Origin of the sequence: Stenotrophomonas sp. ZAC14A_NAIMI4_1 (assembly GCF_003086915.1) — a bacterium.
Lineage (GTDB): Bacteria > Pseudomonadota > Gammaproteobacteria > Xanthomonadales > Xanthomonadaceae > Stenotrophomonas.
Genome location: NZ_CP026002.1, coordinates 666582 through 687770 on the forward strand (window position 1 = coordinate 666582; position 21189 = coordinate 687770).

General features: G+C 66.8%; 23 protein-coding genes and 2 tRNA genes. 10 read left to right on the forward strand and 15 right to left on the reverse strand.

The window, feature by feature from the left end; translation table 11 throughout:
* Positions 1-231 precede the first annotated feature (231 nt).
* A complete protein-coding gene (locus C1926_RS02970; protein WP_108758210.1) occupies positions 232-1437 on the reverse strand; it encodes an MFS transporter in 1206 nt (401 codons plus the stop codon).
* Between the two features lie 349 nt (positions 1438-1786).
* Here C1926_RS02970 and C1926_RS02975 point away from each other — a divergent pair, with 349 nt between their 5' ends.
* The 8 genes from C1926_RS02975 to C1926_RS03010 all read left to right on the forward strand — a co-directional run bounded on the left by C1926_RS02975 (position 1787) and on the right by C1926_RS03010 (position 6974).
* Positions 1787-2200, forward strand: coding sequence for a PAAR domain-containing protein (locus tag C1926_RS02975; RefSeq protein ID WP_254057403.1), 414 nt, complete (start codon positions 1787-1789; stop codon positions 2198-2200).
* The gene (locus tag C1926_RS02980) at positions 2200-2670 is read left to right on the forward strand and encodes a DUF4123 domain-containing protein (protein ID WP_108758212.1); all 471 of its coding nucleotides are present in this window, start codon (positions 2200-2202) and stop codon (positions 2668-2670) included. The genes C1926_RS02975 and C1926_RS02980 overlap by 1 nt, the downstream gene beginning before the upstream one ends.
* Positions 2670-3005, forward strand: coding sequence for a hypothetical protein (locus tag C1926_RS02985; RefSeq protein ID WP_108758213.1), 336 nt, complete (start codon positions 2670-2672; stop codon positions 3003-3005). The genes C1926_RS02980 and C1926_RS02985 overlap by 1 nt, the downstream gene beginning before the upstream one ends.
* An 8-nt stretch (positions 3006-3013) precedes the next feature.
* Positions 3014-3814 carry a Tox-REase-5 domain-containing protein gene (locus C1926_RS02990; RefSeq protein ID WP_254057360.1) on the forward strand — a complete coding sequence of 267 codons (801 nt, stop codon included), beginning with the start codon at positions 3014-3016 and terminating at the stop codon, positions 3812-3814.
* Complete coding sequence (locus C1926_RS02995) at positions 3811-4560, forward strand: Imm52 family immunity protein (protein WP_108758214.1); 750 nt, start codon at positions 3811-3813, stop codon at positions 4558-4560. Before C1926_RS02990 ends, C1926_RS02995 begins: the two co-directional genes overlap by 4 nt.
* Before the next feature lie 11 nt (positions 4561-4571).
* On the forward strand, positions 4572-5321 hold the full coding sequence (locus C1926_RS03000; RefSeq protein ID WP_108758215.1) for an Imm52 family immunity protein: 750 nt from the start codon (positions 4572-4574) through the stop codon (positions 5319-5321).
* 66 nt (positions 5322-5387) lie between these two features.
* Positions 5388-6137: an Imm52 family immunity protein gene (locus tag C1926_RS03005; protein WP_108758216.1), complete on the forward strand. Its 750-nt coding sequence runs from the start codon at positions 5388-5390 to the stop codon at positions 6135-6137.
* Between the two features lie 483 nt (positions 6138-6620).
* Positions 6621-6974: a hypothetical protein gene (locus C1926_RS03010; protein WP_254057361.1), complete on the forward strand. Its 354-nt coding sequence runs from the start codon at positions 6621-6623 to the stop codon at positions 6972-6974.
* Between the two features lie 111 nt (positions 6975-7085).
* Here C1926_RS03010 and C1926_RS03015 read toward each other — a convergent pair.
* The 5 genes from C1926_RS03015 to C1926_RS03035 all read right to left on the reverse strand — a co-directional run bounded on the left by C1926_RS03015 (position 7086) and on the right by C1926_RS03035 (position 10401).
* Positions 7086-7162 (reverse strand) — tRNA-Pro (locus tag C1926_RS03015).
* A 141-nt stretch (positions 7163-7303) separates the two neighbouring features.
* Positions 7304-7380 (reverse strand) — tRNA-Pro (locus C1926_RS03020).
* A gap of 55 nt (positions 7381-7435) precedes the next feature.
* A complete protein-coding gene (gene cydX / locus C1926_RS03025) occupies positions 7436-7552 on the reverse strand; it encodes a cytochrome bd-I oxidase subunit CydX (protein WP_079222503.1) in 117 nt (38 codons plus the stop codon).
* A gap of 95 nt (positions 7553-7647) precedes the next feature.
* On the reverse strand, positions 7648-8802 hold the full coding sequence (cydB, locus tag C1926_RS03030; RefSeq protein WP_079222502.1) for a cytochrome d ubiquinol oxidase subunit II: 1155 nt from the start codon (positions 8800-8802) through the stop codon (positions 7648-7650).
* Between the two features lie 15 nt (positions 8803-8817).
* The gene (locus C1926_RS03035; RefSeq protein WP_108758218.1) at positions 8818-10401 is read right to left on the reverse strand and encodes a cytochrome ubiquinol oxidase subunit I; all 1584 of its coding nucleotides are present in this window, start codon (positions 10399-10401) and stop codon (positions 8818-8820) included.
* 224 nt (positions 10402-10625) lie between these two features.
* On the opposite strand from C1926_RS03035, the gene cydD reads away from it, so the two are divergent.
* Together cydD and cydC are read left to right on the forward strand one after the other, a co-directional pair.
* Positions 10626-12374: a thiol reductant ABC exporter subunit CydD gene (cydD, locus tag C1926_RS03040; protein WP_108758219.1), complete on the forward strand. Its 1749-nt coding sequence runs from the start codon at positions 10626-10628 to the stop codon at positions 12372-12374.
* Positions 12371-14044 (forward strand): thiol reductant ABC exporter subunit CydC, encoded by a 1674-nt coding sequence (cydC, locus tag C1926_RS03045; RefSeq protein ID WP_108758220.1) that lies wholly within the window; start codon positions 12371-12373, stop codon positions 14042-14044. Before cydD ends, cydC begins: the two co-directional genes overlap by 4 nt.
* A gap of 122 nt (positions 14045-14166) precedes the next feature.
* On the opposite strand, the gene C1926_RS03050 is transcribed toward cydC, so the two are convergent.
* The 9 genes from C1926_RS03050 to ccmC all read right to left on the reverse strand — a co-directional run bounded on the left by C1926_RS03050 (position 14167) and on the right by ccmC (position 21153).
* A complete protein-coding gene (locus tag C1926_RS03050; RefSeq protein ID WP_108747030.1) occupies positions 14167-14511 on the reverse strand; it encodes a DUF1294 domain-containing protein in 345 nt (114 codons plus the stop codon).
* Positions 14512-15624: a homoserine O-acetyltransferase gene (locus tag C1926_RS03055; RefSeq protein WP_108758221.1), complete on the reverse strand. Its 1113-nt coding sequence runs from the start codon at positions 15622-15624 to the stop codon at positions 14512-14514.
* A 147-nt stretch (positions 15625-15771) separates the two neighbouring features.
* Positions 15772-16764, reverse strand: a complete 993-nt coding sequence (locus C1926_RS03060) for a tetratricopeptide repeat protein (RefSeq protein WP_108760616.1) — start codon at positions 16762-16764, stop codon at positions 15772-15774.
* On the reverse strand, positions 16758-17180 hold the full coding sequence (locus C1926_RS03065) for a cytochrome c-type biogenesis protein (protein WP_108747853.1): 423 nt from the start codon (positions 17178-17180) through the stop codon (positions 16758-16760). Before C1926_RS03065 ends, C1926_RS03060 begins: the two co-directional genes overlap by 7 nt.
* A 31-nt stretch (positions 17181-17211) precedes the next feature.
* Positions 17212-17829, reverse strand: a complete 618-nt coding sequence (locus C1926_RS03070) for a DsbE family thiol:disulfide interchange protein (RefSeq protein ID WP_079222496.1) — start codon at positions 17827-17829, stop codon at positions 17212-17214.
* An 8-nt stretch (positions 17830-17837) separates the two neighbouring features.
* Complete coding sequence (locus tag C1926_RS03075) at positions 17838-19757, reverse strand: heme lyase CcmF/NrfE family subunit (RefSeq protein WP_108758222.1); 1920 nt, start codon at positions 19755-19757, stop codon at positions 17838-17840.
* Complete coding sequence (gene ccmE / locus C1926_RS03080; protein WP_079222494.1) at positions 19758-20219, reverse strand: cytochrome c maturation protein CcmE; 462 nt, start codon at positions 20217-20219, stop codon at positions 19758-19760.
* Positions 20216-20404, reverse strand: coding sequence for a heme exporter protein CcmD (gene ccmD / locus C1926_RS03085; RefSeq protein ID WP_108758223.1), 189 nt, complete (start codon positions 20402-20404; stop codon positions 20216-20218). Before ccmD ends, ccmE begins: the two co-directional genes overlap by 4 nt.
* Positions 20401-21153 (reverse strand): heme ABC transporter permease CcmC, encoded by a 753-nt coding sequence (ccmC, locus tag C1926_RS03090; protein WP_079222492.1) that lies wholly within the window; start codon positions 21151-21153, stop codon positions 20401-20403. The genes ccmD and ccmC overlap by 4 nt, the downstream gene beginning before the upstream one ends.
* Positions 21154-21189 lie beyond the last annotated feature (36 nt).

A 21189-nucleotide genomic window follows, 5' to 3' on the forward strand; every position in this document is an offset into this window, starting at 1 on the left:
CAACTCCCTGACAACCAAACACTTTTTCAGGTCTTTCAGCGGCGCCCAAGGCGCCCGCCGGGCGCCGCCGCGCCCTGACCCGGTGTCTGGAGCCGCCCAGAACGGCAGCCCCTCCGCGTCATGATTGGACACCCTACGTCAGCAGATGCCGAAGCGATGTGTAGAGTCGAGCTTGCTCGACTGCGTTTTGCCGGAACAGTCGAGCAAGCTCGACTCTACCCCGGCGGTGGTTTACCAGAGGTCTTCCAGCTTGCGCGGCTTGCACGCCACCCACGACGCGCCCAGCATCAGCGCCGCGCAGCCGAACAGGAAGCCGAACGGCAGCCCCCAGCCATTGCTGACCGTATGCAGCCAGCCCACCAGGAACGGCCCCAGGCAGCTGAAGCTGTAACCCACGCCCTGCATGAAGCCGGACAGCGCCGCCGACCCGGTAGGCGTACGCGTGCGCAGGTTGATCAGGGTCAGCGCCAGCGGGAAGGTGGACGGCCCCACGCCCAGCAGCGCCGCCCACAGCAGCGGCGCCTTCAGCGGTGCCAGCAGCAGGCCGGTGAACGCGATGACGAACGCGAAGAAGCCGATCAGCACCAGCGGGAACGGGTTCGGCAGGCGCACCGCCAGCGAGGGGATGACCAGCGACGGCAGCAGGCCCAGCGCCGAGAACACCGCCACCATCACGCCACCGAACGCCGGCGTGGCGCCGGCCTCGACCACGATGCGCGGCAGCCAGGTGAACATCGAATAGGTCATCAGCGAGGTCATGCCGAACATCAGCGTCATGCTCCAGCCCAGCGACGTGCGCCAGACCTTGCCGTGCGGCTGCGCGCTGGGGTCGCTGCTGTCCTGCACCGGCCTGGGCGCACGCTTGGCCAGCAGCAGCCAGGGCAGGGCGGCGGCCAGGGCCAACAGCGCCCACATGCCCAGCGACACGCGCCAGCCAGCGGCATTGGCCACCGGCACCGCCAGCAGCGCCGGGGTCATCGTGCCCAGCTGCAGCACGCTGATGTACAGCGTGCTCATCGTGCCCACCTTGTTGGCGAAGTAGCGCTTCACCAGCGGCGGCACCACCACGTTGCCGATGCCCATGCCGGCCAGCGCGATCACCGAACCGAGCAGCAGGGTGCCGACATTGCCCGCGCTGGAGCGCAGCAGCAGGCCGGCCATGGCCAGGGTCATCGCCAGCAGCGTGGTGCGCTCCAGGCCCAGGCGCCGGGCCACGGCCGGGGTCGCCACGCCGAACAGCGCGAACGAGGCCGTAGGCAGCATGCCCAGCACGCCGGTCATGGTGGTGCCGAAGCCGAACTGCTGGCCCAGCACGTCCAGCAGCGGGGTGATGGAGGTGACCGCCGTACGCAGGTTGACCGCCGCCAGCAGGATGGCAACGAAGGCCAGCAGGCGGCCATGCAGCAGCGAGGGTGAGGGCGAAGTGGGGGACGTCATGCGGGGGTCCTTGCAGGTGGCGCACGCCGCAACGTGGGCGTGCAGCGCCGCACCGGACAGTGCCGGTGAGGTGGGTGGGGGAAAGGTGGCCATTGTACGTGGCGCGATGCGCCCGGTCCTGTCGGCGCTGACTGTCGCGATCCGCACATCCTGATGTCCGTTGTCGCAGCGCGCCGGAAATTCGCTCTGTTCCAGCGAATCCGTTGTGCTTACAGCGTTTGCGCGGCGCACGCCCAGCCAATGGGAGGGCACGCTGCGCTGCGCTCAAGTGCAGGCTGTTTGCGCCATTGCTAGGTTCGGGCCGAATCCAATACGGAAGGATGGTGGGGTGGCAAGGACGTTGATTGTGGTGGGGGATGCGACCAGCAGCGGGGGCCGGGTCATTACCGGTTCGCCTGCGACCGACATCGAGGGCAAGCCTGTTGCACGGGTAGGTGACAAAGCCACCTGCCCCAAACATCAGGTCGTGGCCTCCATCGTCAGTGGAGATTCCACCCTCGTGTTCGAGGGCCAGCCGGTGGCGCGTGACGGCGACAGGCTGTCGTGCGGATGTTCGCTCATCGCTGGGCAGCAGTCCCTGGTGTTCGTGGATGCGGGCGGCGGTGGCGCGGACCGCGGGCCGGTGGCGCAGACCGCGCAGGCGGCGGGTGCCACTTCACCCGCAGCGCTTGCGCCTGCCGCACCGATGGCTGACAAGGCGCCGGTGTGCGAGGCCTGCCTGTTGGCCGGTGCCCGCGCTGGCGCAACCTTCCTGGGGCGCTGATGAACCGATACGTCATTGTCGATGCCGCGGCCTACGCCGATACGCCCAAAGCGCTGGCCTGGTACGCCCAGGACCTGCCACACCGCGCACTGCTTGCGCGCCAGCCCGAGGCCGCCCACGCATCCGTCGGCCCGTGGCTGCTGCAGTTGCCCGCACAAGCCCACACCCAGGTGGATGGATGGCTGCGCGCGCTGGAAAGGGACAGGCCAGTGGTGGCCTGGCTGCGCAGCGACGCCGGCTTTGAAGCGGTGTACCAGCACCTGGAAACCTGCCTGGACCTGCGCCGCCCCAACGGCACGCTGGCGCTGCTGCGCTATTGGGATGGCCGCGTATTCCTGCGCCTGCAGGCCGCCTTCACCCTGCAGCAGCGCAGGCAGTTGATGGGCCCGCTGCGGCAATGGCGTTTCCAGATGCTGGGCGAGCGCTACACCCTCGATCGCCAAGCGCTGCATGCAACGGAGGCCGGCTGATGTTTGAGATCACAAAGGAACAGGAAGCCCTGCTGCGCCTGCCTGATCCCTCCACGTTCTTCCCGCTGTTGTGCCGGGAGATCCGCGCGGAGCACCCCCGCCAGGTCGGCCATCTGAGCGATGCGGCGCTGATGGACGACGCGGTGAAAAGCCACGACCACGCGGCCTATGTGCTGCGTATCACCCACCTGCCGGTGCTGGTGCGCTGGGTGAAGGCGGACGTGGCATGGGCGCGCGGTCTGCGGGCTGTCCCAGCAGCGGACATGTGGATGCGCAGCGCAAAGAACCCGAATCTGGCAGCGGCGGATCTGCTGTCGAATCTGGCAGGACACTAGGAGCAACGATGGGCACCAGAATCATCGGCCCGCGGCCCTGGCTTGGGCCCGGCATGGGAGGCGGTAACGGCAGCGTGGATGAAGACGGCAACCCGGTGGACCCCTATGGCGGGCCAACTACCGGTGACGTGGCCGATGGCATCCGCGATGTAGTGGGCGGTATCCAGCGGCGGGTGCGCGGTGAAGCCAAGCCGGATGCGCGCGCTGAGCCGACGGCCAAGGCGCGGGACGTGGACTGCTCGCAGATGCCCGACGAGACCGCGTGCAACGAGTGCCTGCTGAAGGAGGGGTTCATTGGACCGCCGATCACACCGCGCTTCGTTACCCAGGACAATCTGATCAACTACGAGTACCAGCTATACATTGCCAACCTTCGCTCGGCGCCGCTGCGATTTGGATTCATGGTGGCGGACAAGGCCGATCCAGATCGGCGGTTGTTCTCGGTGGATACACTGTTTGACTACCTTGAGCGCGATGGGTTCTCCCGTACCGTGCAGGAGTGGCACTTCAACGCCTGTGAGTTTGATGGGTTCTGGTTGAAGGACTGCACGGTGGTGGAGGCGAAGGGAAGGTATGAGCAGTTTCTGGATGAGAAAGGTAGGCCAAAGTACAACTTTGTAGAGGATGGTGTTTTTGTTCCCTTTAGGGACGAGATGATGAGACAGCGCGCTGCAATTGCTATTGCCGGTCCGCAAGCGAAGCTCTTGTGGTGTTTTATGCAGGCACGGACGATGCAAGCTGCCATCGCTCTTGGCCGTGTCGACCCCGTGATCTGCAGATACGAGCCCTTCTCGGGAGGAGGTCTATGATTATCGATGCGCAAACCAACTTCTGCACAACACCGGGGTCGCGATCACCGGAGCAGGTTCTGACTATGGCTGTGAACATTACCAAGGGCCTGGCAAGGATTTGTCCTTCGATGACAGACTGGTACGCGCTTCCTTCCAGCCGGGAGGAGAGGACGGTGTCGCTAAAGGATTCAGAGGCGATCCTAATGAAAATGGCGAGAAAGATTGAAGGCCTTCGCACTCGATTTGGTGATTATGAAGAGCTCGGTGCCTCCATCATTCTGAGTAACGTTGACAACAATCGGGACTGGCGCAAGCCTGGGGTTGTAGTTCTTTCGTTGAATCCGAGAAACGGCTCTAGCTACTTTAGGATAAGTGGGATTGAGCCTTTCGGAGAAGCCGTCTCGTCGATCATGCTCAACGCGATGATTTGCTTGGTAAAGGAGATGAAGCCTGCGTTCGCCTGCACGGACGTCAAAGCCGAAACTCCCGATAAGGGCCTTGTGGCCTATCAATTTGACAGGCGCCTGTATCAACACCGGGAATTCTTCGGTTGGATGGGCTTCGTGCCCGCGCAGATCACCCACGCGCAGATACGCGACGCGCATGCTGTCCACCCGGTTGATGGCCTGGGTACGGTGATCGTCTCGGTGCCGGGCGTGTTCGACCCCACCGATGATGCGCAGGTGGACAAGGTGCACCGCGTTGAAATGGATCTGGCCAGCTACGATCTGTTGCCGGTGACAGATCCGAGCATCAAGGGTTGAAGAGCACGCATATGATCATTGGCGCTCAGATAAATCTACGCACTCCGGCTGCGTGCCGTACACCGGAAGAGGTGCTGATCAAGGCCGTCGATCTGACAGAAAGACTGGCCCGCCTGCACCCTTTGATGAAACGCTGGTATTCGTTGCCCTCGCGAAGGAAGGAAAAGTGTATTGCCTTGGAAGACTCTGCGGCAATGCTGTACATGATGGAGCGGGATATCCAGAAGACGCGGAGGAGATTCGGAGGTTTCGAGGGGTTTGGCGCTTCATTGTTGCTGGCCAACGTAGACAATGACCGTGACTGGCGTAAGCCCGGGGTAGTTGTGCTCGGCGTGCGTCCTGGTCTTGGGAGGCATAGTTTGAGCATTGATGGGCTGGAGCCCTTTGGAGATGAAATCTCTTCAATCGTGCTTGGCGCAATGATCGAATCGGTCAAGGTCATCCAGCCTGATTTCGCCTGTACCGATGTCAAGGCGCGATCGCCTGAAAGCGAATTGACCTACTACCAGATACACAGACGCCAGTATAAGCATCGGGATTTCTTCGGCTGGATGGGGTATGTCCCGGCTCGGGTCGATCAGACGCAGCTCCCGGATGCGCACGCAGTCCATGCCGTCGATGGCCTGGGTACGGTCATCGTCTCCGTGCCAGGCGTATTCGATCCCTGCGATGACACGCAGGTGGAGCGCGTTCATCGGCTCGAAAGGGATCTGGCCTGCCGCGATCTGTTGCCGGTCACCGATCCTCACTTCAAGGGCTGAGCACGACCACCGCCAGCCCTGTTCCCCACCCGAAGCGCTTCCGTCGCGTATCCATGGAGGAAGCAGATGATCATTCGTGCTCAGGAAAATCTGTGGACCACTCCCGTCTCACGTTCACCGAGTGAGGTGCTGGGCTTGGCCTTGCTAACAGCACAAAGCCTCGCACTACTGCACCCATTGCTGAAAAGATGGTATGCACTGCCTTCAAGTCCCAAGGAAGAGTGTATTTCACTCGACGATTCGAGTGCGCTCCTGGCTCGAATGGAAAAGGATCTTGACAAGGATCGTAGACGGTTCGGTGATTTTGAAGAGTTGGGTGCTTCCGTGACGCTGGCCAACGTGGACAATGATCGGGACTGGCGCAAGCCGGGATTGGCCGTGTTGGATTTGAACCCAACAACAGGATTCAACTCTTTCAGTCTTGTCAGGCCCGAGCCCTTTGGGGAGGCAACTCCTTCCCTGATGGTCAACGCTTTAATTGGGCTGGTGAAGACAATACGGCCGAATTTCGCGTGCGTTGATGTGAAGTCCAGAACGCCCGAGAAGGGGCTTGTGACCTATCAAATAGACCGGCGCCTGTATCAACACCGGGAATTCTTCGGTTGGATGGGCTTCGTGCCCGCGCAGATCACCCACGCGCAGATCCGCGACGCGCATGCCGTCCATCCGGTCGAGGGCTTGGGTACGGTGATCGTCTCGGTGCCGGGTGTGTTTGACCCCACCGATGACGCGCAGGTGGACAAGGTGCACCGCGTCGAAATGGATCTGGCCAGCTACGATCTGTTGCCGGTGACAGATCCTCACTTCAAGGGCTGAGCACGACCACGGCCGCCCCTCATCCACCCGAAGCGCTTCTACCGCGCGCAGTGTGTCGTAATCCGCACGACCCCCATCCTGCCGCGCGGCACAACGGCGCTTGCGGCTTAACACCTGCCAAGCCTTTGCGCCCCTAGGTTCTGGACGCCCGCAGACGCTGTGCAACAATGTCGCGAATCGTACGAATTGTTGCAGTGGCGCGTTTGCCCATTGGCACATCGTGCGCTGGCGTTTACACCTTCGCATGCCACCGGAAAAGGGTGGCCGGGACTGCAAACCCGAGCTTCAGCGTGTTTTACGCTTGCCAGCCGGCGTCGCTTCGCGCGGCGCCGGCTGGCAATCCGTCCGCGTTCCATGGCGGGCGGTGCGTGGGGGTGTGCGCGAGCACATCCGCCCGAACGCTGAAGCCGGGTTTTTGCAGCCACGTATCGCCCGCCGCCTTTGTCCGGCGGCATCACCGTGTTCCTTGCATGGAGAATGCCCATGAAGACGTCTGATACTTCCTTCCCGCCCACCGGTCACGCGTCGGCCAATGCCGATACCTCGGGCGAGCCCATCACCTTCGTCGCGCAGTTGCGTGGCATCGACAGCGGCGGCGCATCCGATGGCCGCCCCTGGCCGGAGCGGCAGCTGGCCCCAGGCCGGCGCATCGCGCTGGCCGATCTGGATTGTGCGCTGGTGGGGCTGCGCACCGTGCATGACATCCTGCTGGCGGCCGAGCGGGCGCGGCAGGATGGCGGGCCGGACCAGGATGTGGGCGAGCGCATCGTGGAGGGGCTGATGCAGGCCTGCCGGGCGCTGGCCATGTATGCCAGCCTGAACGTGCGGCCCTGCTGAAGGAACGCGGCGGGGCAGGGCGGCTGCCTTGCCCCGTTGCAGGCCCGGGGCGACAGGCACAAAAAAACCCGGAGGACTGTCGTCTTCCAGGCTTCTTGGTGACCACTGAAGTGGTCGGGGAGACAGGATTCGAACCTGCGACCTCTACGTCCCGAACGTAGCGCTCTACCAGACTGAGCTACACCCCGAAGGGAGCCGCCTATTCTATCCATTCACCCCGATGGCGGCAAGGGGTAAATGGTGTTTCTTCACATTGCCGGGGCAATGGAACCCTTCAGGGAACAAAAAAGCCTGGAAGACTTCACCAGGCTTCAATGCGACCACCGAAGTGGTCGGGGAGACAGGATTCGAACCTGCGACCTCTACGTCCCGAACGTAGCGCTCTACCAGACTGAGCTACACCCCGAAGGAGCCGCCTAAGATACCGTGTGAAGGCCAAGGCGGCAAGGCTTTTTTACAGCTCAGCGACTGTTTTCTTTCTCAAGGCGGTTCCGCTCGCGCGATTCGAACCACATGCCGTTGAGGATGGCCACGGTGGAGGCCAGGCCAGTACCGAGGATCCAGGCGAAATACCACATGCTCGTATCTCCTTCGTTCGGGGCATGTGCCGACCGTGGCCGGCACAGAGTGCTCATGGTGGGTGCCGACCGTTGGTCGGCACATAGGCAATCCATCAATACGCGTTCGGGTTGTCGCCCATCTCTTCAACCGTCGTCTTGCCCTTCAGCACGCGGTACACCCAGGTGGTGTAGGCGAGGATGATCGGCAGGAAGATGGCCGTGGCCAGCAGCATGATCCACAGCGTGAGGTGGCTGGACGAGCTGTCCCAGACGGTCAGGCTGGAGGTGGGCTGGCTGGAGGACGGCAGCAGGAAGGGGAAGATGGCGAAGCCGACGGTGAGGATGATGCCGGCGATGGAGGCGCCCGAGGCGATGAAGGCCAGGCCGCCGCGGCGTGCACGCAGCAGCACCGCACTGGCCAGCGCACCCAGCAGGCCCAGCACCGGGAACACGATCGTGGCTGGCATGCTGCTGTAGTTGCGCAGCCAGCCACCGGCAGCGGTGCCGATCGCTGCGGTCTTCAGCAGCGGATTGGTCGGGCCATCGGTCACTACCTGCGAGGTGATCTGGTAGCCGGGCAGGCCGAAGGCCACCCAGACGCCCGCCACGGCGAACAGCACGAAGCTGATGAGCGCGGCGATGCTGCCGTAGCGTGCGGCACGTTCGGCCACCGGGCCGTCGGTCTTGATGACCAGCATGGCCGCACCGTGCGACACCAGCATGGCCACGCTGACCAGGCCGGCGATGAGCGCGAACGGCGTGAGCAGGCCGAAGAACGAACCGGTGTACGTCACGCGCAGGGTGTCATCGAAGTGGAACGGCACGCCCAGCAGCACGTTGCCCACCGCCACGCCCGCAATCAGGCCCGGCAGCAGGCCACCCACGAACAGCACGCGATCCCAGTTGTCGCGCCAGCGCTTGGACGGCATCTTGCTGCGGTACTTGAAGCCGACCGGCCGCAGGATCAGGCCGAACAGCATGGCAAACACCGCCAGGTAGAAGCCGGAGAAGCTGACCGCATACAGCGGCGGCCAGGCGGCGAAGATCGCGCCGCCTCCCAGCACCAGCCAGACCTGGTTGCCTTCCCAGACCGGGCCGACGGTGTTGATCACCAGCCGGCGTTCTTCATCGGTTTTCGCCACGAACGGCAGCAGGGTGCCAACGCCGAGGTCGAAGCCGTCCATCACCGCCCAGCCGATCAGCAGGATGCCGAGCAGCAGCCACCAGATCACGCGGAGCGTGGTGTAATCAAGTGCAATGAATTCCATCTGGATTCTCCTGCCTCAGGCCTGTCCGGCAGCGGCTGCAGTGGGGGAAACAGGCCGGATGTCAGCCTGCAGCGTCGGCAGGATGTCGTCCGGGCCGGTGCGGATCGCCTTCAGCATCAGATTGATCTCGATGATCAGCAGCACCGTATAGAGCGCGGTGAACACCGCCAGCGTGGTCAGGATTTCATGCAGGGCCAGGCCCGATGCCGCGTAGAAGGTGGGCAGCACGCCATCCACCGCCCACGGCTGGCGGCCGTACTCGGCCACGAACCAGCCGCATTCGATCGCAATCCACGGTGCCGGCAGGCTCCACACGGCCAGCCTCAGGAACCAGCGCTTGTCCTGGAAGTTGTTGCGGCACGAGTAGTAGAACGCCAGGGCGAAGAAGGCGATGAGGTAGAAGCCCAGGCCCGCCATGATGCGGAAGGTCCAGAACAGCGGTGCCACGCGCGGCACGGTATCCATCGCCGCCTTGGAGATTTCCTCCGGCGTGGCGTTGAGGATGTCCTCGCGGTAGCGCTTCAGCAGCAGGCCGTGGCCCAGGTCCTGCCAATGGCGGTCGAACATCTCGCGCGCCTGCAGGTCGGTCTTGTCCTTCTTGATCCGCTCCAGCGCGCCATAGGCGATCTGGCCACCGCGGATGCGGTGCTCGGCGCGTTCCACCAGTTCCAGGATGCCGGGAATCGGCTGGTCCAGCGAACGGGTGGCGATCAGGCCCATCAGGTACGGGATCTTGATCGCGTAATCGTTCTGGTGGGTGGCCTGGTTGGGAATGCCGAAGGCGGTGAAGTCGGCCGGCGCACGCTCGGTTTCCCACATCGCTTCGATCGCGGCCAGCTTCATTTTCTGGTGCTCGCTGGCGGCGTAACCGCTTTCGTCACCCAGCACCACCACCGACAGCGAGGACAGCAGGCCGAAGGCTGCGGCCACCGCGAACGAACGGCGGGCCATGTCCTTGTGCTTGTTGCGCAGCAGGTACATGGCGCTGATGGACATAACGAAGATGGCGCCGGTCACGTAGCCGGCACTGACGGTGTGCACGAACTTGGCCTGTGCCACCGGATTGAGCAGCACGGCGGCAAAATCCACCACTTCCATGCGCATCGTGTCCGGGTTGAACACCGCACCGGTCGGGTTCTGCATCCAGCCGTTGGCGATCAGGATCCACACCGCCGACAGGTTGGTGCCCAGTGCCATCAGCCAGGTGACGGTGAGGTGCTTGACCGGGCTCAGGCGCTTCCAGCCAAAGAAGAACAGGCCGATGAAGGTGGCTTCCAGGAAGAAGGCCATCAGGCCTTCGATGGCCAGCGGCGCACCGAAGATGTCACCTACGTAGTGGCTGTAGTAGGACCAGTTCATGCCGAACTGGAATTCCATCACCAGGCCGGTGGCCACGCCGATGGCGAAGTTGATGCCGAACAGCGTGCCCCAGAACAGGGTCATCTGCCGCCAGACCTGCTTGCGGGTCATGACGTACACGCTCTCCATGATGGCCACCATGAAGGACAGGCCAAGCGTGAGAGGGACGAATAGGAAATGGTACATCGCGGTCAGAGCGAATTGCAGCCGCGACAGTTCTACGACTGTCTGATCAATCATGGCCTGGCTACCTCGTGGATAGTGCCGTTGCGGGTGGCGGGAAGGGTGGTCTACGGGTAAATGATGTGACCGACTACTTCAAACAGCCTTGATCCAGATCAATGTATGAATGGGAACCCAAGAGGATCGTATGCCATTCCCGTGACCACTGCGACCGCCGGCCGCAGGGGGACACTGTTGCCTGCGCCTACAATGCGGGGCATTCCCTGCCATCTGTGAAGACCTTGAGCGCTGCCCAACCCACTGCTGCCGAGCCACCTACTGCAGAAGAAGCATCGGCCCTGCAGCGGCGCGCCCGCACGGCGTGGCTGGCCGGCCTGGCCCATGCCGCGCGCGGCCGGCAGCGCTTGGCCGCCCTGTGCATCAGCCTCTCCGGCGCGCTGCTGGTCGGCCAGGCCGCCGCGATCGCCTGGCTGGTGCAGACCGTGCTGGTGGAACGCGCGCCCTTGGCCAGCGGCCTGCCGGTCCTGGCCGCGCTGGCCGTCATCCTGGTGCTGCGCACGCTGCTGGGCAGCGCCACCCAGGCCGCCGCCGGTGATGTGGCCGATGCCGCCCGGCTGGCCCTGCGTGAGCGTGTGTTCGCGCGCCTGCTCGGCCACGGCCCGCTGTGGCTGCGGCAGCGCCGCACCGGTGAGCTGGGCGAGCTGATGCTGCACCACGGCGATGCCATCGAAAGCTATTACAGCGGCTTCCTGCCGGTGCGTACCGAAGTGGTGGTGGTGCCGCTGCTGATCCTGGCCGCGGTGGCCTGGGTCGACTGGGTGGTGGCGCTGATCCTGCTGTTCACCGCGCCACTGGTGCCGTTCTTCATGATGCTGGTGGGCTGGGGCGCCGAAGCGGCCGGCCGCGCACAGCTGGGTGAACTGGCACGCATGAGCGGCCACTTCGCCGATCGCATCAAGGGACTGGGTCTGCTGCGCCTGTATGGGCGTGGCGAGGCCGAACTGGCTGGCATCGAAGCGGCGGCCGAGGGCGTGCGCGTGCGCACGATGAAGGTGCTGCGCATCGCGTTCCTGTCATCCACCGTGCTGGAATTCTTCGCCTCGGTGAGCGTGGCGATGGTCGCGCTCTACCTGGGCCTGAGCTACCTGGGCCTAATGTCGCTGCATGCAGCGGTGCCGACGCTGGGCGCGGGCCTGTTCTGCCTGCTGCTGGCCCCGGAGTTCTACGCGCCGCTGCGGCGGCTGGCCGCGCATTACCACGACCGCGCCAACGCGCTGGCCGCAGCGGCCGAGGTGGAGCGCCTGCTGCTTTCGCTGCCGGATGAGCCGGTGATGGCCGAGGTGCCGGTCGCACCGCTGGCGGTGGAGCCGGCCGAGGCGGCCTTGCCGCCGGTGCTGGCACAGGGGCTGGTGCTGCGCCCCTTGGGTGCCCCGCAGGATGTGCTGCAGGGCGTGGACCTGCGGCTGGAGCCCGGGCAGCGGCTCGCGCTTGTCGGCCCCAGTGGCTCGGGCAAGAGCACGCTGCTGGAAGCGCTGGCCGGGTGGCTGCCGCCGCGTGCGGGGCGGGTACAGCTGCGCCCTGGCGTGCAGGTGGCCTATGCCAGCCAGCGTCCCTATCTGTTCCATGGCTCGATTGCCGACAACCTGCGCCTGGCCGACCCCGCGGCCAGCGATGCACGCCTGCGCGCGGTGGCCGAGGCGGCGCAGGTGCTGCAGTTCGCCCAGCGCCTGCCCGATGGGCTGGACACCGTGATCGGTGAGCGCGGCTTCGGCCTGTCCGGCGGCGAAGCCCGGCGCATCGGCCTGGCCCGGCTGCTGCTGCGCGACCCGCAGGTGCTGCTGCTGGACGAGCCCACGGCCTTCCTCGACGCCGATACCGAAGCCGCGTTGCTGCGCAGCCTGGCCGCGTACGCGCGCGGCCGCAGCGTGGTGGTGGCCACCCACAGCCCGGTGGTGATCGCCTGGGCCGACCGTTGCCTGCTGCTGCCCGAAGGACGCCTGGTCGACCCGGCACAGGCGGTGCGCGCATGAGCCGTTCGCCCGATTCGCTGCGCGCGGTGTTCCTGCGTCACCGGCCGCGCCTGCTGCTGACGGTGCTGCTGTTGTGGATCACCATGCTGGCCGGTACCGCGCTGCTGGGCCTGTCCGGTGGTTTCCTCACCGCCGCCGCCTTGGCCGGTGCGGCAGGGCTGGCGCAGGGTTTCAACTTCTTCTCGCCTTCGGCCGGCATCCGCGGGCTGACCATGGCGCGCATCGTGTCGCGCTATTTCGAAAAGCTGGTCGGCCACGATGCCACGCTGCGCATCGCCCGCGACCTGCGCGTGTGGTTCTTCCGGCGCGCGCTGCCGCTGGCACCGGCGCGGCTGGGGGCCACGCGCACCGGTGAACTGCTGGCCCGCCTGCTGGGCGATATCGGCGAAGTTGATGGCCTGCTGGTGCGCGCCATCGGGCCGCTGGTGGCGCTGGGTGCGCTGTCGCTGGTGGCGGTGGGCGCGGCGGCGATGATCCTGCCCTCGGCCGCCGCGCTGCTGGCCGTGCTGGCGCTGCTGATCGGCTTCGGCGTGCCGTGGCTGGGCGTGCGCGGCCATGACAATGAAGAAGCTGATCGTGCCGCGCATCGCGCTGCGCTGCGGACGGCTGCATTCGAAGGACTGGAGGGTGCGGGCGACCTGGCCGCGCTGCATGCCGATGCCGCGTGGCAGTTGAAGGTGCGCGTGGCGGCCAAGCAGCTGGCCTCGCGCGACCGGCGCCGGCGCTGGCGGCTGATCGCGGCGTCGACCCTGCATGGCCTGGTGGCCGGGCTGGGCCTGGTGGCGATGCTGGCGCTGGCCCTGCATGCGGCAGAACAGCAGCGCGTTCCTGCGGAGATGGCCGCCGGACTGGTGTTCCTGACCGTGGCGATGATCGAGTTGTGGGCAGGCATGGGCCTGGCGTGGCAGTCGCTGCAGTCCGGTCGCATCGCCGCGGACCGCCTGCAGTCCATCGTCGAGCAGGCGCCGACGGTGGAAGATCCGTCGCTGCCGCAGGCGGTGCCGCAGGCCGCCACCGTGCGGTGGGAAGACGTGCATTTCCGTTGGCCGGGCGCGGCGCGGCCGGTGCTGTCGGGCCTGCAGTTGTCCCTGGCACCCGGTGAGCGCATCGCCATCCGCGGCGACAGCGGCAGTGGCAAGACCACGCTGTCCAGCCTGCTGCTGCGCCTGTGGGATCCGCAGCAAGGACGGTTGAGCTACGACGGACACGATCTGCGCGGGTTCGCCCAGGCCGATTGGCATCGGCAGCTGGCGTGGTTGCCGCAGAACGCGCCGGTATTTGCCGGCACGGTGGCTGAGAACCTGCGGCTGGGCGACCCCGAAGCCGGCGATGACGCCCTGTGGGCGGTGCTGCGCCGCGTGCGCCTGGGTGAGTGGGCCGAGCGCAATGGCGGCCTGCAGGCGTGGGTAGGCGAGAACGGCGCGACGATGTCGGCCGGGCAGGCGCGGCGCCTGGCATTGGCGCGGGCGCTGCTGCGCAACGCGCCGATCCTGCTGCTGGACGAACCGACCGAAGGCCTGGATGTGGATACCGCGCGCGCGCTGCTGCAGGATCTGGCCGGCCTGCTGGAGGGCCGCAGCCTGTTGATGATCACCCACGACGACCTTCCCGACGGCGTGGTGGATGCGCAGTACCGGTTGCGTGACGGCGTGCTGGAGCGCGAAGCGTAATCGCCGCGGATTTACGTGTGCCGTCCTCCCGAGGTAGCGCCGGGCCATGCCCGGCGGCCGTTTGCGTGATGGCGTGCCGGCCGGCACATCCACGCATGGCGTGGATCTACCCATCCGGGTGGTTACCGCGCGAATTCGCGCAGCATCACTGCGATCGATGCGACGTTCGCCACCACGCACAGCCAGAACACCCACTGGAATTCCGCCTTGCGGTGCTTGTGGCGGAACAGCGCCTGGCCCAGCAGCGCCCCGGGCCAGCCACCGGCGAACGCCAGCAGCTGCAGCGTGCGTTCGGGAATGCGCCACTGCTTGCGCTGTGCCGCGCGCTTGTCATGCCCGTACAACCCGAACGACACCGCGCTGGCCAGCAGGCACCAGCCGCCCAGCCACAGCGGCAGCACAGCGCAGAGCGTCAGCGCGACCAGCGCGCCGAACGCGGCCAACGCCAGGTTGCGCCGCCAGGCCACTTACAGCGCGTCGAGGAAGCCGCGCACGGCCGGGCCGAAGCGGTCGAAGTCGACCAGGAAGGCGTCGTGGCCCTGCGGTGAATCCAGGCCGATGAACTGCGCATCGGCGCCGCCGGCACGCAGGCCGTCGGCGACCTGTTGCTGCTGCTGCACCGGGAACAGGATGTCGGTGTTGGCGCCGATGGCCAATGCCTTTTCGACACGGATCTGTGCCAGCCCCGCCAGCACGTCCCCATCGGCATACTCGGCCAGGTCGAACCAGTCCATCGAGCGGCTCAGGTACAGGTAGCAGTTCGGATCGAAGAAGCGCACGAAGCGCCGTGCATGGCCTTCGAGGTAGCTTTCGACCTGGAATTCCAGCCCGAACGGATCATCGTCGGTCTGGTCCGAATCCAGCCGCACGCGGCCGAAACGGCCATCCCATTCCAGCGCGGAGCGATAGGTGATCACGCCCAGCTTGCGCGCCATGCGCATGCCCGATTCGGGGTAGTCGGTTTCGGTGTAGCGCCCACCGTTCCACTGCGGGTCCAGGCGGATGGCTTCGCGCTGCAGCGAGCGGATGGCGATGGAGAACGGCAGTGCCTGCGCGCTGCCGGAAATGTTGACGTGGCTGCGGGCGATGCCCGGCTGCAGCATCAGCACGGCCAGTGCGGTCATGCCGCCCATCGAATTGCCGACCACGCAGGCCAGTTGCGCGATGCCCAGGGCATGCACCACCTCGATGGCGGCGCGCGCACCGTCTTCCACCGACAGTTCCGGGAAATCGAGGCGATAGGGTTCGCCGGTGGCCGGGTTCTGCGACGCCGGGCCGGTGGAGCCCTTGCAGCTGCCCAGCGAATTGACGCAGACCACGAACCAGCGGTCGGTATCGATCGGTTTGCCGGCGCCGACCATTGCTTCCCACCAGCCCGGGGCCGGGTTGCCGGCGTTGGCGGCGGCGTGCGCGTCCGGCGACAGGCCGGTGACGATCAGGATCGCATTGCGACCGTCGGCAGCCAGGGTGCCCCAGGTTTCGTAGGCCACGCGCGCGCCGTGCAGTGCGCCGCCGCGCTTGAACGGGAAGGGCGAGGGCAGGGCATGGAAGCGGGTGCCGGGCGGGATGAATTCGGTCATGCGGGCATTCTAGCGGGGCCGCCCGTGCAGCTGGCGACACGCTGGTTTCCATTGGGGCCGCATGCATCCGCCGGGCATGGCCCGGCGCTACCGGGGGTGGGTACGTGGGTAGCGCCGGGCCATGCCCGGCGGGCGCAGCGGTGCACGTTACGGGAAGCGCAACTCGACCACGCCGTCATGCGGCAGCTTCACCCGCACCACGTCGCTCTGCAGGTCGCCTTCGCTGCGGTTGGCGCTGCCGCTGCGCGAAATGCGTGCCAGCACCTCCACTTCGGCGTGCGCCGACAAAGGGGCGGTCGGCATCGGGCTGTCACCGTCACCCAGCCCGACCGTGGCCGGGAAATCCGCCAACGGCAGCTTGCGTGCGGCCACCGGCATCGGCGGGCCGCCTGCGGCGCGGGCCAGCACGAATACCTGGGTGCTGGCCGGCCAATCGCCCTGCGCCAGCGATGCGGGCAGGTGTACGCGAACCTGCAGCAGCGCGGGCGCATCCGCGGCCGGTGCCTGCGGGGCCTGGCCCGCGGCCTCGCGGGCGATGGCGATCTGCGCCTGCAGGGCCTGTGCAGCACCGGGCTCCAGGCGCGGCAGCAGGCTGCTCCAGACATCGGCCGCCTCGGCGTTCTTTCCGCGCTGGCGCAGGGCGATGCCGAGCAGCCAGCTGGCGCGCTCCGCGTCCGGTGCCAGGCGACGCGCCTGTTGCAGCCAGTCCATCGCGGTATCGTCGAACTGCTTGCCGGCATCGGCCTGGGCGCGCGCCTGTGCGGCTTCCACCAGGACACCGGCATCATCCGGGGCGAGGGCCACGGCGCGGGCGAACGCCTCGGCCGCTGCAGCGGTGTTGCCCAGCTCACTCTGCGAACGGCCGAGCAGTGCCCAGCCATCGGCACGCTGCGGATCGCGCTCAAGTGCCTGCTGCAGTGCGCTCACGCCATCACGCAGGGTGGCCACCGATGGTGCCGGTTGCATGCGTGCGGCGCGCGGGTCGCCCACCAGCACGTACAGGCAGGCGCCCACTACGCCCAGTGCCAGCACGCCCAGCATGAAACCGCGACGGCCCTGCTGGCGCAGCGGCCACAGCACCAGTGCGGCCATCAGCGCAGCCACCAGGCCAGCCAACACCGGCAATGCGTTGCTCACCAGCCATCTCCTTCGTCGGTGTTGCCGGCCGGTGCAGGCGCCACGTTGCGGCCACGGCGGCGGACGATGCCCAGCACCACCAGGCCGCCGGCACCCAGCAGCAGCAACGGGCCACCCCACAGCAGCCAGGTGCCCGGCTGCAGCGGCGGCTGGTACAGCACGAACTCGCCGTAACGGGCCACCAGGAACTGCTTGATCTGCGCGTCGTCGTGGCCCTGCTGCATCAGCTGCAGCACCTCGCGGCGCAGGTCCTGGGCGATCTGTGCGTTGGAATCGGCCAGCGACTGGTTCTGGCACTGCACGCAGCGCAGCTGCGCGGCCAGGTCGTGGAAGCGCGATTCTTCGGCAGCGTCGCGGAAGGCGAGAGGGCGCGGGTCGTGCAGCGGCTGCTGGGCCAGCGCCGGCAGCGCTGCGGCCATCAGCAGCGCAAGCAGCAGCCCGCGGCCGCGCTTATGGATTGCCGTGCAGGCCGGCATCGGCATTGCCCTGGGCCTTCTCGATCTTCTGCAGCGCCGGGATCAGCTTCTCGTCCACCACCTGCTGGGTCATCGCGCCGCTGTACTTCCAGCGCACGATGCCACTGCCGTCGACCAGGAAGGTTTCCGGCGCGGCGGTCACGCCCCAGTCGATGGCGGTGCGGCCTTCAACATCGCTCAGCACGACCATGAACGGGTTGCCCAGCGTTTCCAGCCAGTGCAGCGCGTCGGTCGGTTCATCCTTCCAGTTGTAGCCGATCACACGTACGCGCTTGCTTTCGGCGAAGCGCGTCAGCACAGGGTGTTCCTCGCGGCAGGCCGCGCACCAGCTGCCCCACACGTTCAGCAGGTAGGGCGCGCCGCGCAGCTCTTCGCTGCGCACGGTCATGCTGGGGTCGTGCAGCACCGGCAGCGCAAAGGCCGGTGCCGGCTTGTCGATCAGCGCCGACGGCAGCACGTCGCGCTGCGGGTCGCCCGATTTCATCACCCCGTAGATCATCAGCCCCAGCAGGCCGAAGAAGAACAGCACGCCGATCACGATGGCTACCGGCGGCAGCGGGCGGGAAGGACGCGGGGCGGGGGACTCGGACATGGAAACTCCTACGGACGGCGGAAACGGCGGTCGGCGGCGGTGATGAATCCGCCCAGGGCCATCAGCAGCGCGCCCAGCCAGATCCAGCGCACGAACGGCTTGATGTGGACCCGTACCGCCCATGCATTGTTGCCCAGCGGCTCGCCCAATGCCACGTAGACATCACCGCTCAGGCGTGCATCGATGCCGGCCTCGGTCATCACCTGGCCACCGCTGGCGTACTGGCGCTTTTCCGGATGCAGCAGGGCCAGCTCGCGACCGTTGCGGAACACCCGCAGGTGGCCGCGATCGGCGGTGAAGTTGGGGCCCTCGCGATGGTCCACGCCCTCGAAGCGCACTTCGTGGCGACCGACCACCACCTGCTGGCCCGGCGCCAGCGCGACTTCGCGCTGCACGTTCAGCGCTTCCACCAGCAGCGCGCCGGCCAGGAAGACCGCGATGCCGGCGTGGGCGACGATCATGCCGAGCATTTCGGCCGTGAAGCGGCCATTGCCGCGCAGGCGCTGCCAGACGAAGCGCGCGGTACCCAGCCCGACCCAGGCGGCGGCGGCCACGCCGAGGCCGGCCTTCCAGCCGTTCTGCGGCGCCTGCCACCACGCCAGCGCGCCCAGCAGCACGGCCAGCCCCAGCCACGGTGCAAGCAGCGCGAATGCACGCGATGGCTGGTCGCGCTGCCACTTCACCAGCGGGCCGAACGGCAGCAGCAGCACCATCGGTGCCATCAGCAGCAGGAACAGGCTGCCGAAGTAGGGCGGGCCGACCGAGATCTTGCCCAGCGACAGCGCGTCGGCCAGCAGCGGGTACAGCGTGCCCAGCAGCACCATCGCGCAGGCCGTGGCCAGCAGCAGGTTGTTGGCCAGCAGCAGGGTCTCGCGCGAGGTGGCGGTGAAGCCACGGCGCGGATCACCGGCGTCCACGCTGAGGCCGCTGGCGCGCAGCACGTACAGCAGCAGGCTGCCGCCGACCAGCAGCGAGAGGAAGACGAGGATGAACAGGCCGCGCGAGGGATCGGCGGCGAACGAGTGCACGCTGGTCAGCACGCCCGAGCGCACCAGGAAGGTACCGAGCAGGGACAGGGCGAAGGCGGCGATGGCCAGCAGCAGGGTCCAGCTGCCGAACGTGCCGCGCTTTTCAGTGACGGCCTGCGAGTGGATCAGCGCGGCGCCGACCAGCCACGGCATGAAGCTGGCATTCTCCACCGGGTCCCAGAACCACCAGCCGCCCCAGCCCAGCTCGTAGTACGCCCACCAGCTGCCCAGCGCGATGCCCAGGGTCAGGAAGCCCCAGGCCACGTTGGTCCACGGCCGCGTCCAGCGCAGCCAGCGCGCATCCACGCGGCCTTCCAGCAGGGCGGCCACGGCGAAGGCGAACGGCACCGCAAAGCCCACGTAGCCCAGGTACAGCATCGGCGGGTGGATGATCAGCCCCGGGTCCTGCAGCAGCGGGTTGAGGTCGCGGCCCTCCAGCGGCGCCGGATTCAGGCGCAGGAACGGGTTGGAGGTGAAGATGAGGAAGGCGAGGAAGCCGACGCTGACCACGCCCATCACCGCCAGCACGCGCGCCTGCACCGGGGCGGGCAGGTGCCGCGAGAACAACGCAACAGCGCCGGTCCACAGCGCCAGCACCAGCGCCCACATCAGCAGCGAGCCTTCGTGCGCGCCCCAGACCGCCGAGTAGCGGTAGATCATCGGCAGCAGTGAATTGGAGTTCTCGGCCACGTAGCGCACCGAGAAGTCCTGCTGCACGAAGGCGGCAGTCAGCACCGCGAACGCGCCGGCCACCAGCAGCAGTTGGGCGAAGGCGGCCGGGCGCGCCACCGCCATCCACGCCGCATTGCCGCGCTGCGCGCCCACCAGCGGCAGGCCGGCCTGCAGCAGCGAGGCCAGCAACGCACACAGCAGCAGGATCTGGCCCAGCTCTGGCAGCACTCAGCGCACCTCGGTGGCCGGTACCGGCACGTCGTGCTTGCGATGGGCATCGCCCATCTTGTCGGCCACTTCCTTCGGCACGTACTTCTCATCGTGCTTGGCCAGCACTTCATCGGCCACGAACACGCCGTCCTGCAGGCGCCCGCTGGCGACCACGGCAGTGCCCTCGGCAAACATGTCCGGCAGGATGCGCGAGGTGAGCACGGCCAGCTGGGCGTCGCCGTCGGTGACCTCGAAACGCGCATCGAGCGAACCGACCGGGCGGTTGAACGAGCCCTTCACCACCATGCCGCCGAGACGGAAGCGGGTCTGCGCATCGACGTCGCCACGCAGAACTTCGGACGGGGTGTAGAGGTAGGCGATGTTGCGTTCCAGTGCCATCGCCACCAGCGCGGTGGCCAGGCCGGAGGCGAGCAGGGCCAGCAGCACCCAGGCCAGACGGCGGCGCTGTACCGGGGTCATCGTTCCAGCTCCGCCGACAGGGTCGGTGCGGCCTGCTGGGCGGTCTGCCGCGCCTGCTGCCGCTGCTGGCGCGATTGTGCCTGGCGGCGGGCGGCGCGCAGGCGCAGCCACGAGCCGATGGCATCGGCCAGCAACACCAGCACGAACACCGCATAGGCGCCGATCACGAAGGGCAGGTGGGTCATCGCTGCGTCTCCTCCACGCGCTGGCCGACCCAGGCCTTGCCGGCCTCGCGGTCGAGGTTGTCGGCGCGTGCCTTGGCCAGCACCGAGCCGGCGAACCAGAATTTGGTGCCGATCACCATCCACCACAGCGGCGCGATCATCGCGCTGCTGATGGCAGAGTCACCGAAGACGCTGATCGACTGGCGCTGGTGCAGGCCGCCCCACCAGTCCACCGAATAGCGGATGACCGGCAGCAGGCTGACGCCGACGATCGCCAGCAGGCCGGCCGCACGCGCGGCGCTGCGGCGGTCCTCGATGGCGTGGTACAGGCCGATGACGCCCAGATAGAGGAACAGCAGGACCAGTTCGCTGGTCATGCGCGGGTCCCAGTCCCACCAGGTGCCCCAGGTGCCCTTGCCCCAGATGCTGCCGGTGAGCAGGGTGATGAGGGTGAAGCCAGCGCCCATCGGCGCGCAGGCCATCGCCAGGATCTCGCAGATCTTGATGCGCCAGATCAGCGCGATGGCGGCATACAGCGCCATCAGCGCGAACACGAACAGGCTCATCCAGGCACTGGGCACGTGGATGTAGAGGATGCGGAAGCTGTCCAGCTGGCGTGCCTCCGGCGGAACCACCAGCAGTGCCTGCCACAGGCCGACCAGCAGCACTGGCAGCGCGGCGATGTAGAACACACGCGACCAGCGGGCAGCGAAACGATCAAACGTGGGCGGCGAACCGAGTTGATGGAACCAGCGGACGATCGGATTCATGCGTGACGGCTATCCAGCAAGGGTGGATTGGCTCTC

Excerpts from the sequence above, each read along its gene's own strand:
- C1926_RS02990 (WP_254057360.1), top strand. The coding sequence starts at position 3,014 with ATGGGCACCAGAATCATCGGCCCGCGGCCCTGGCTTGGGCCCGGCATG.
- C1926_RS03055 (WP_108758221.1), bottom strand. The coding sequence starts at position 15,624 with ATGACCGAATTCATCCCGCCCGGCACCCGCTTCCATGCCCTGCCCTCG.
- C1926_RS02995 (WP_108758214.1), top strand. The coding sequence starts at position 3,811 with ATGATTATCGATGCGCAAACCAACTTCTGCACAACACCGGGGTCGCGA.
- C1926_RS03070 (WP_079222496.1), bottom strand. The coding sequence starts at position 17,829 with ATGTCCGAGTCCCCCGCCCCGCGTCCTTCCCGCCCGCTGCCGCCGGTA.
- C1926_RS03035 (WP_108758218.1), bottom strand. The coding sequence starts at position 10,401 with ATGATTGATCAGACAGTCGTAGAACTGTCGCGGCTGCAATTCGCTCTG.
- ccmC (WP_079222492.1), bottom strand. The coding sequence starts at position 21,153 with ATGAATCCGATCGTCCGCTGGTTCCATCAACTCGGTTCGCCGCCCACG.
- C1926_RS02985 (WP_108758213.1), top strand. The coding sequence starts at position 2,670 with ATGTTTGAGATCACAAAGGAACAGGAAGCCCTGCTGCGCCTGCCTGAT.
- cydC (WP_108758220.1), top strand. The coding sequence starts at position 12,371 with ATGAGCCGTTCGCCCGATTCGCTGCGCGCGGTGTTCCTGCGTCACCGG.
- ccmD (WP_108758223.1), bottom strand. The coding sequence starts at position 20,404 with ATGACCCACCTGCCCTTCGTGATCGGCGCCTATGCGGTGTTCGTGCTG.
- C1926_RS02980 (WP_108758212.1), top strand. The coding sequence starts at position 2,200 with ATGAACCGATACGTCATTGTCGATGCCGCGGCCTACGCCGATACGCCC.
- C1926_RS03005 (WP_108758216.1), top strand. The coding sequence starts at position 5,388 with ATGATCATTCGTGCTCAGGAAAATCTGTGGACCACTCCCGTCTCACGT.
- C1926_RS03000 (WP_108758215.1), top strand. The coding sequence starts at position 4,572 with ATGATCATTGGCGCTCAGATAAATCTACGCACTCCGGCTGCGTGCCGT.
- C1926_RS03010 (WP_254057361.1), top strand. The coding sequence starts at position 6,621 with ATGAAGACGTCTGATACTTCCTTCCCGCCCACCGGTCACGCGTCGGCC.
- C1926_RS03065 (WP_108747853.1), bottom strand. The coding sequence starts at position 17,180 with ATGGCCGCAGCGCTGCCGGCGCTGGCCCAGCAGCCGCTGCACGACCCG.
- C1926_RS02970 (WP_108758210.1), bottom strand. The coding sequence starts at position 1,437 with ATGACGTCCCCCACTTCGCCCTCACCCTCGCTGCTGCATGGCCGCCTG.
- ccmE (WP_079222494.1), bottom strand. The coding sequence starts at position 20,219 with ATGACCCCGGTACAGCGCCGCCGTCTGGCCTGGGTGCTGCTGGCCCTG.
- cydB (WP_079222502.1), bottom strand. The coding sequence starts at position 8,802 with ATGGAATTCATTGCACTTGATTACACCACGCTCCGCGTGATCTGGTGG.
- cydX (WP_079222503.1), bottom strand. The coding sequence starts at position 7,552 with ATGTGGTATTTCGCCTGGATCCTCGGTACTGGCCTGGCCTCCACCGTG.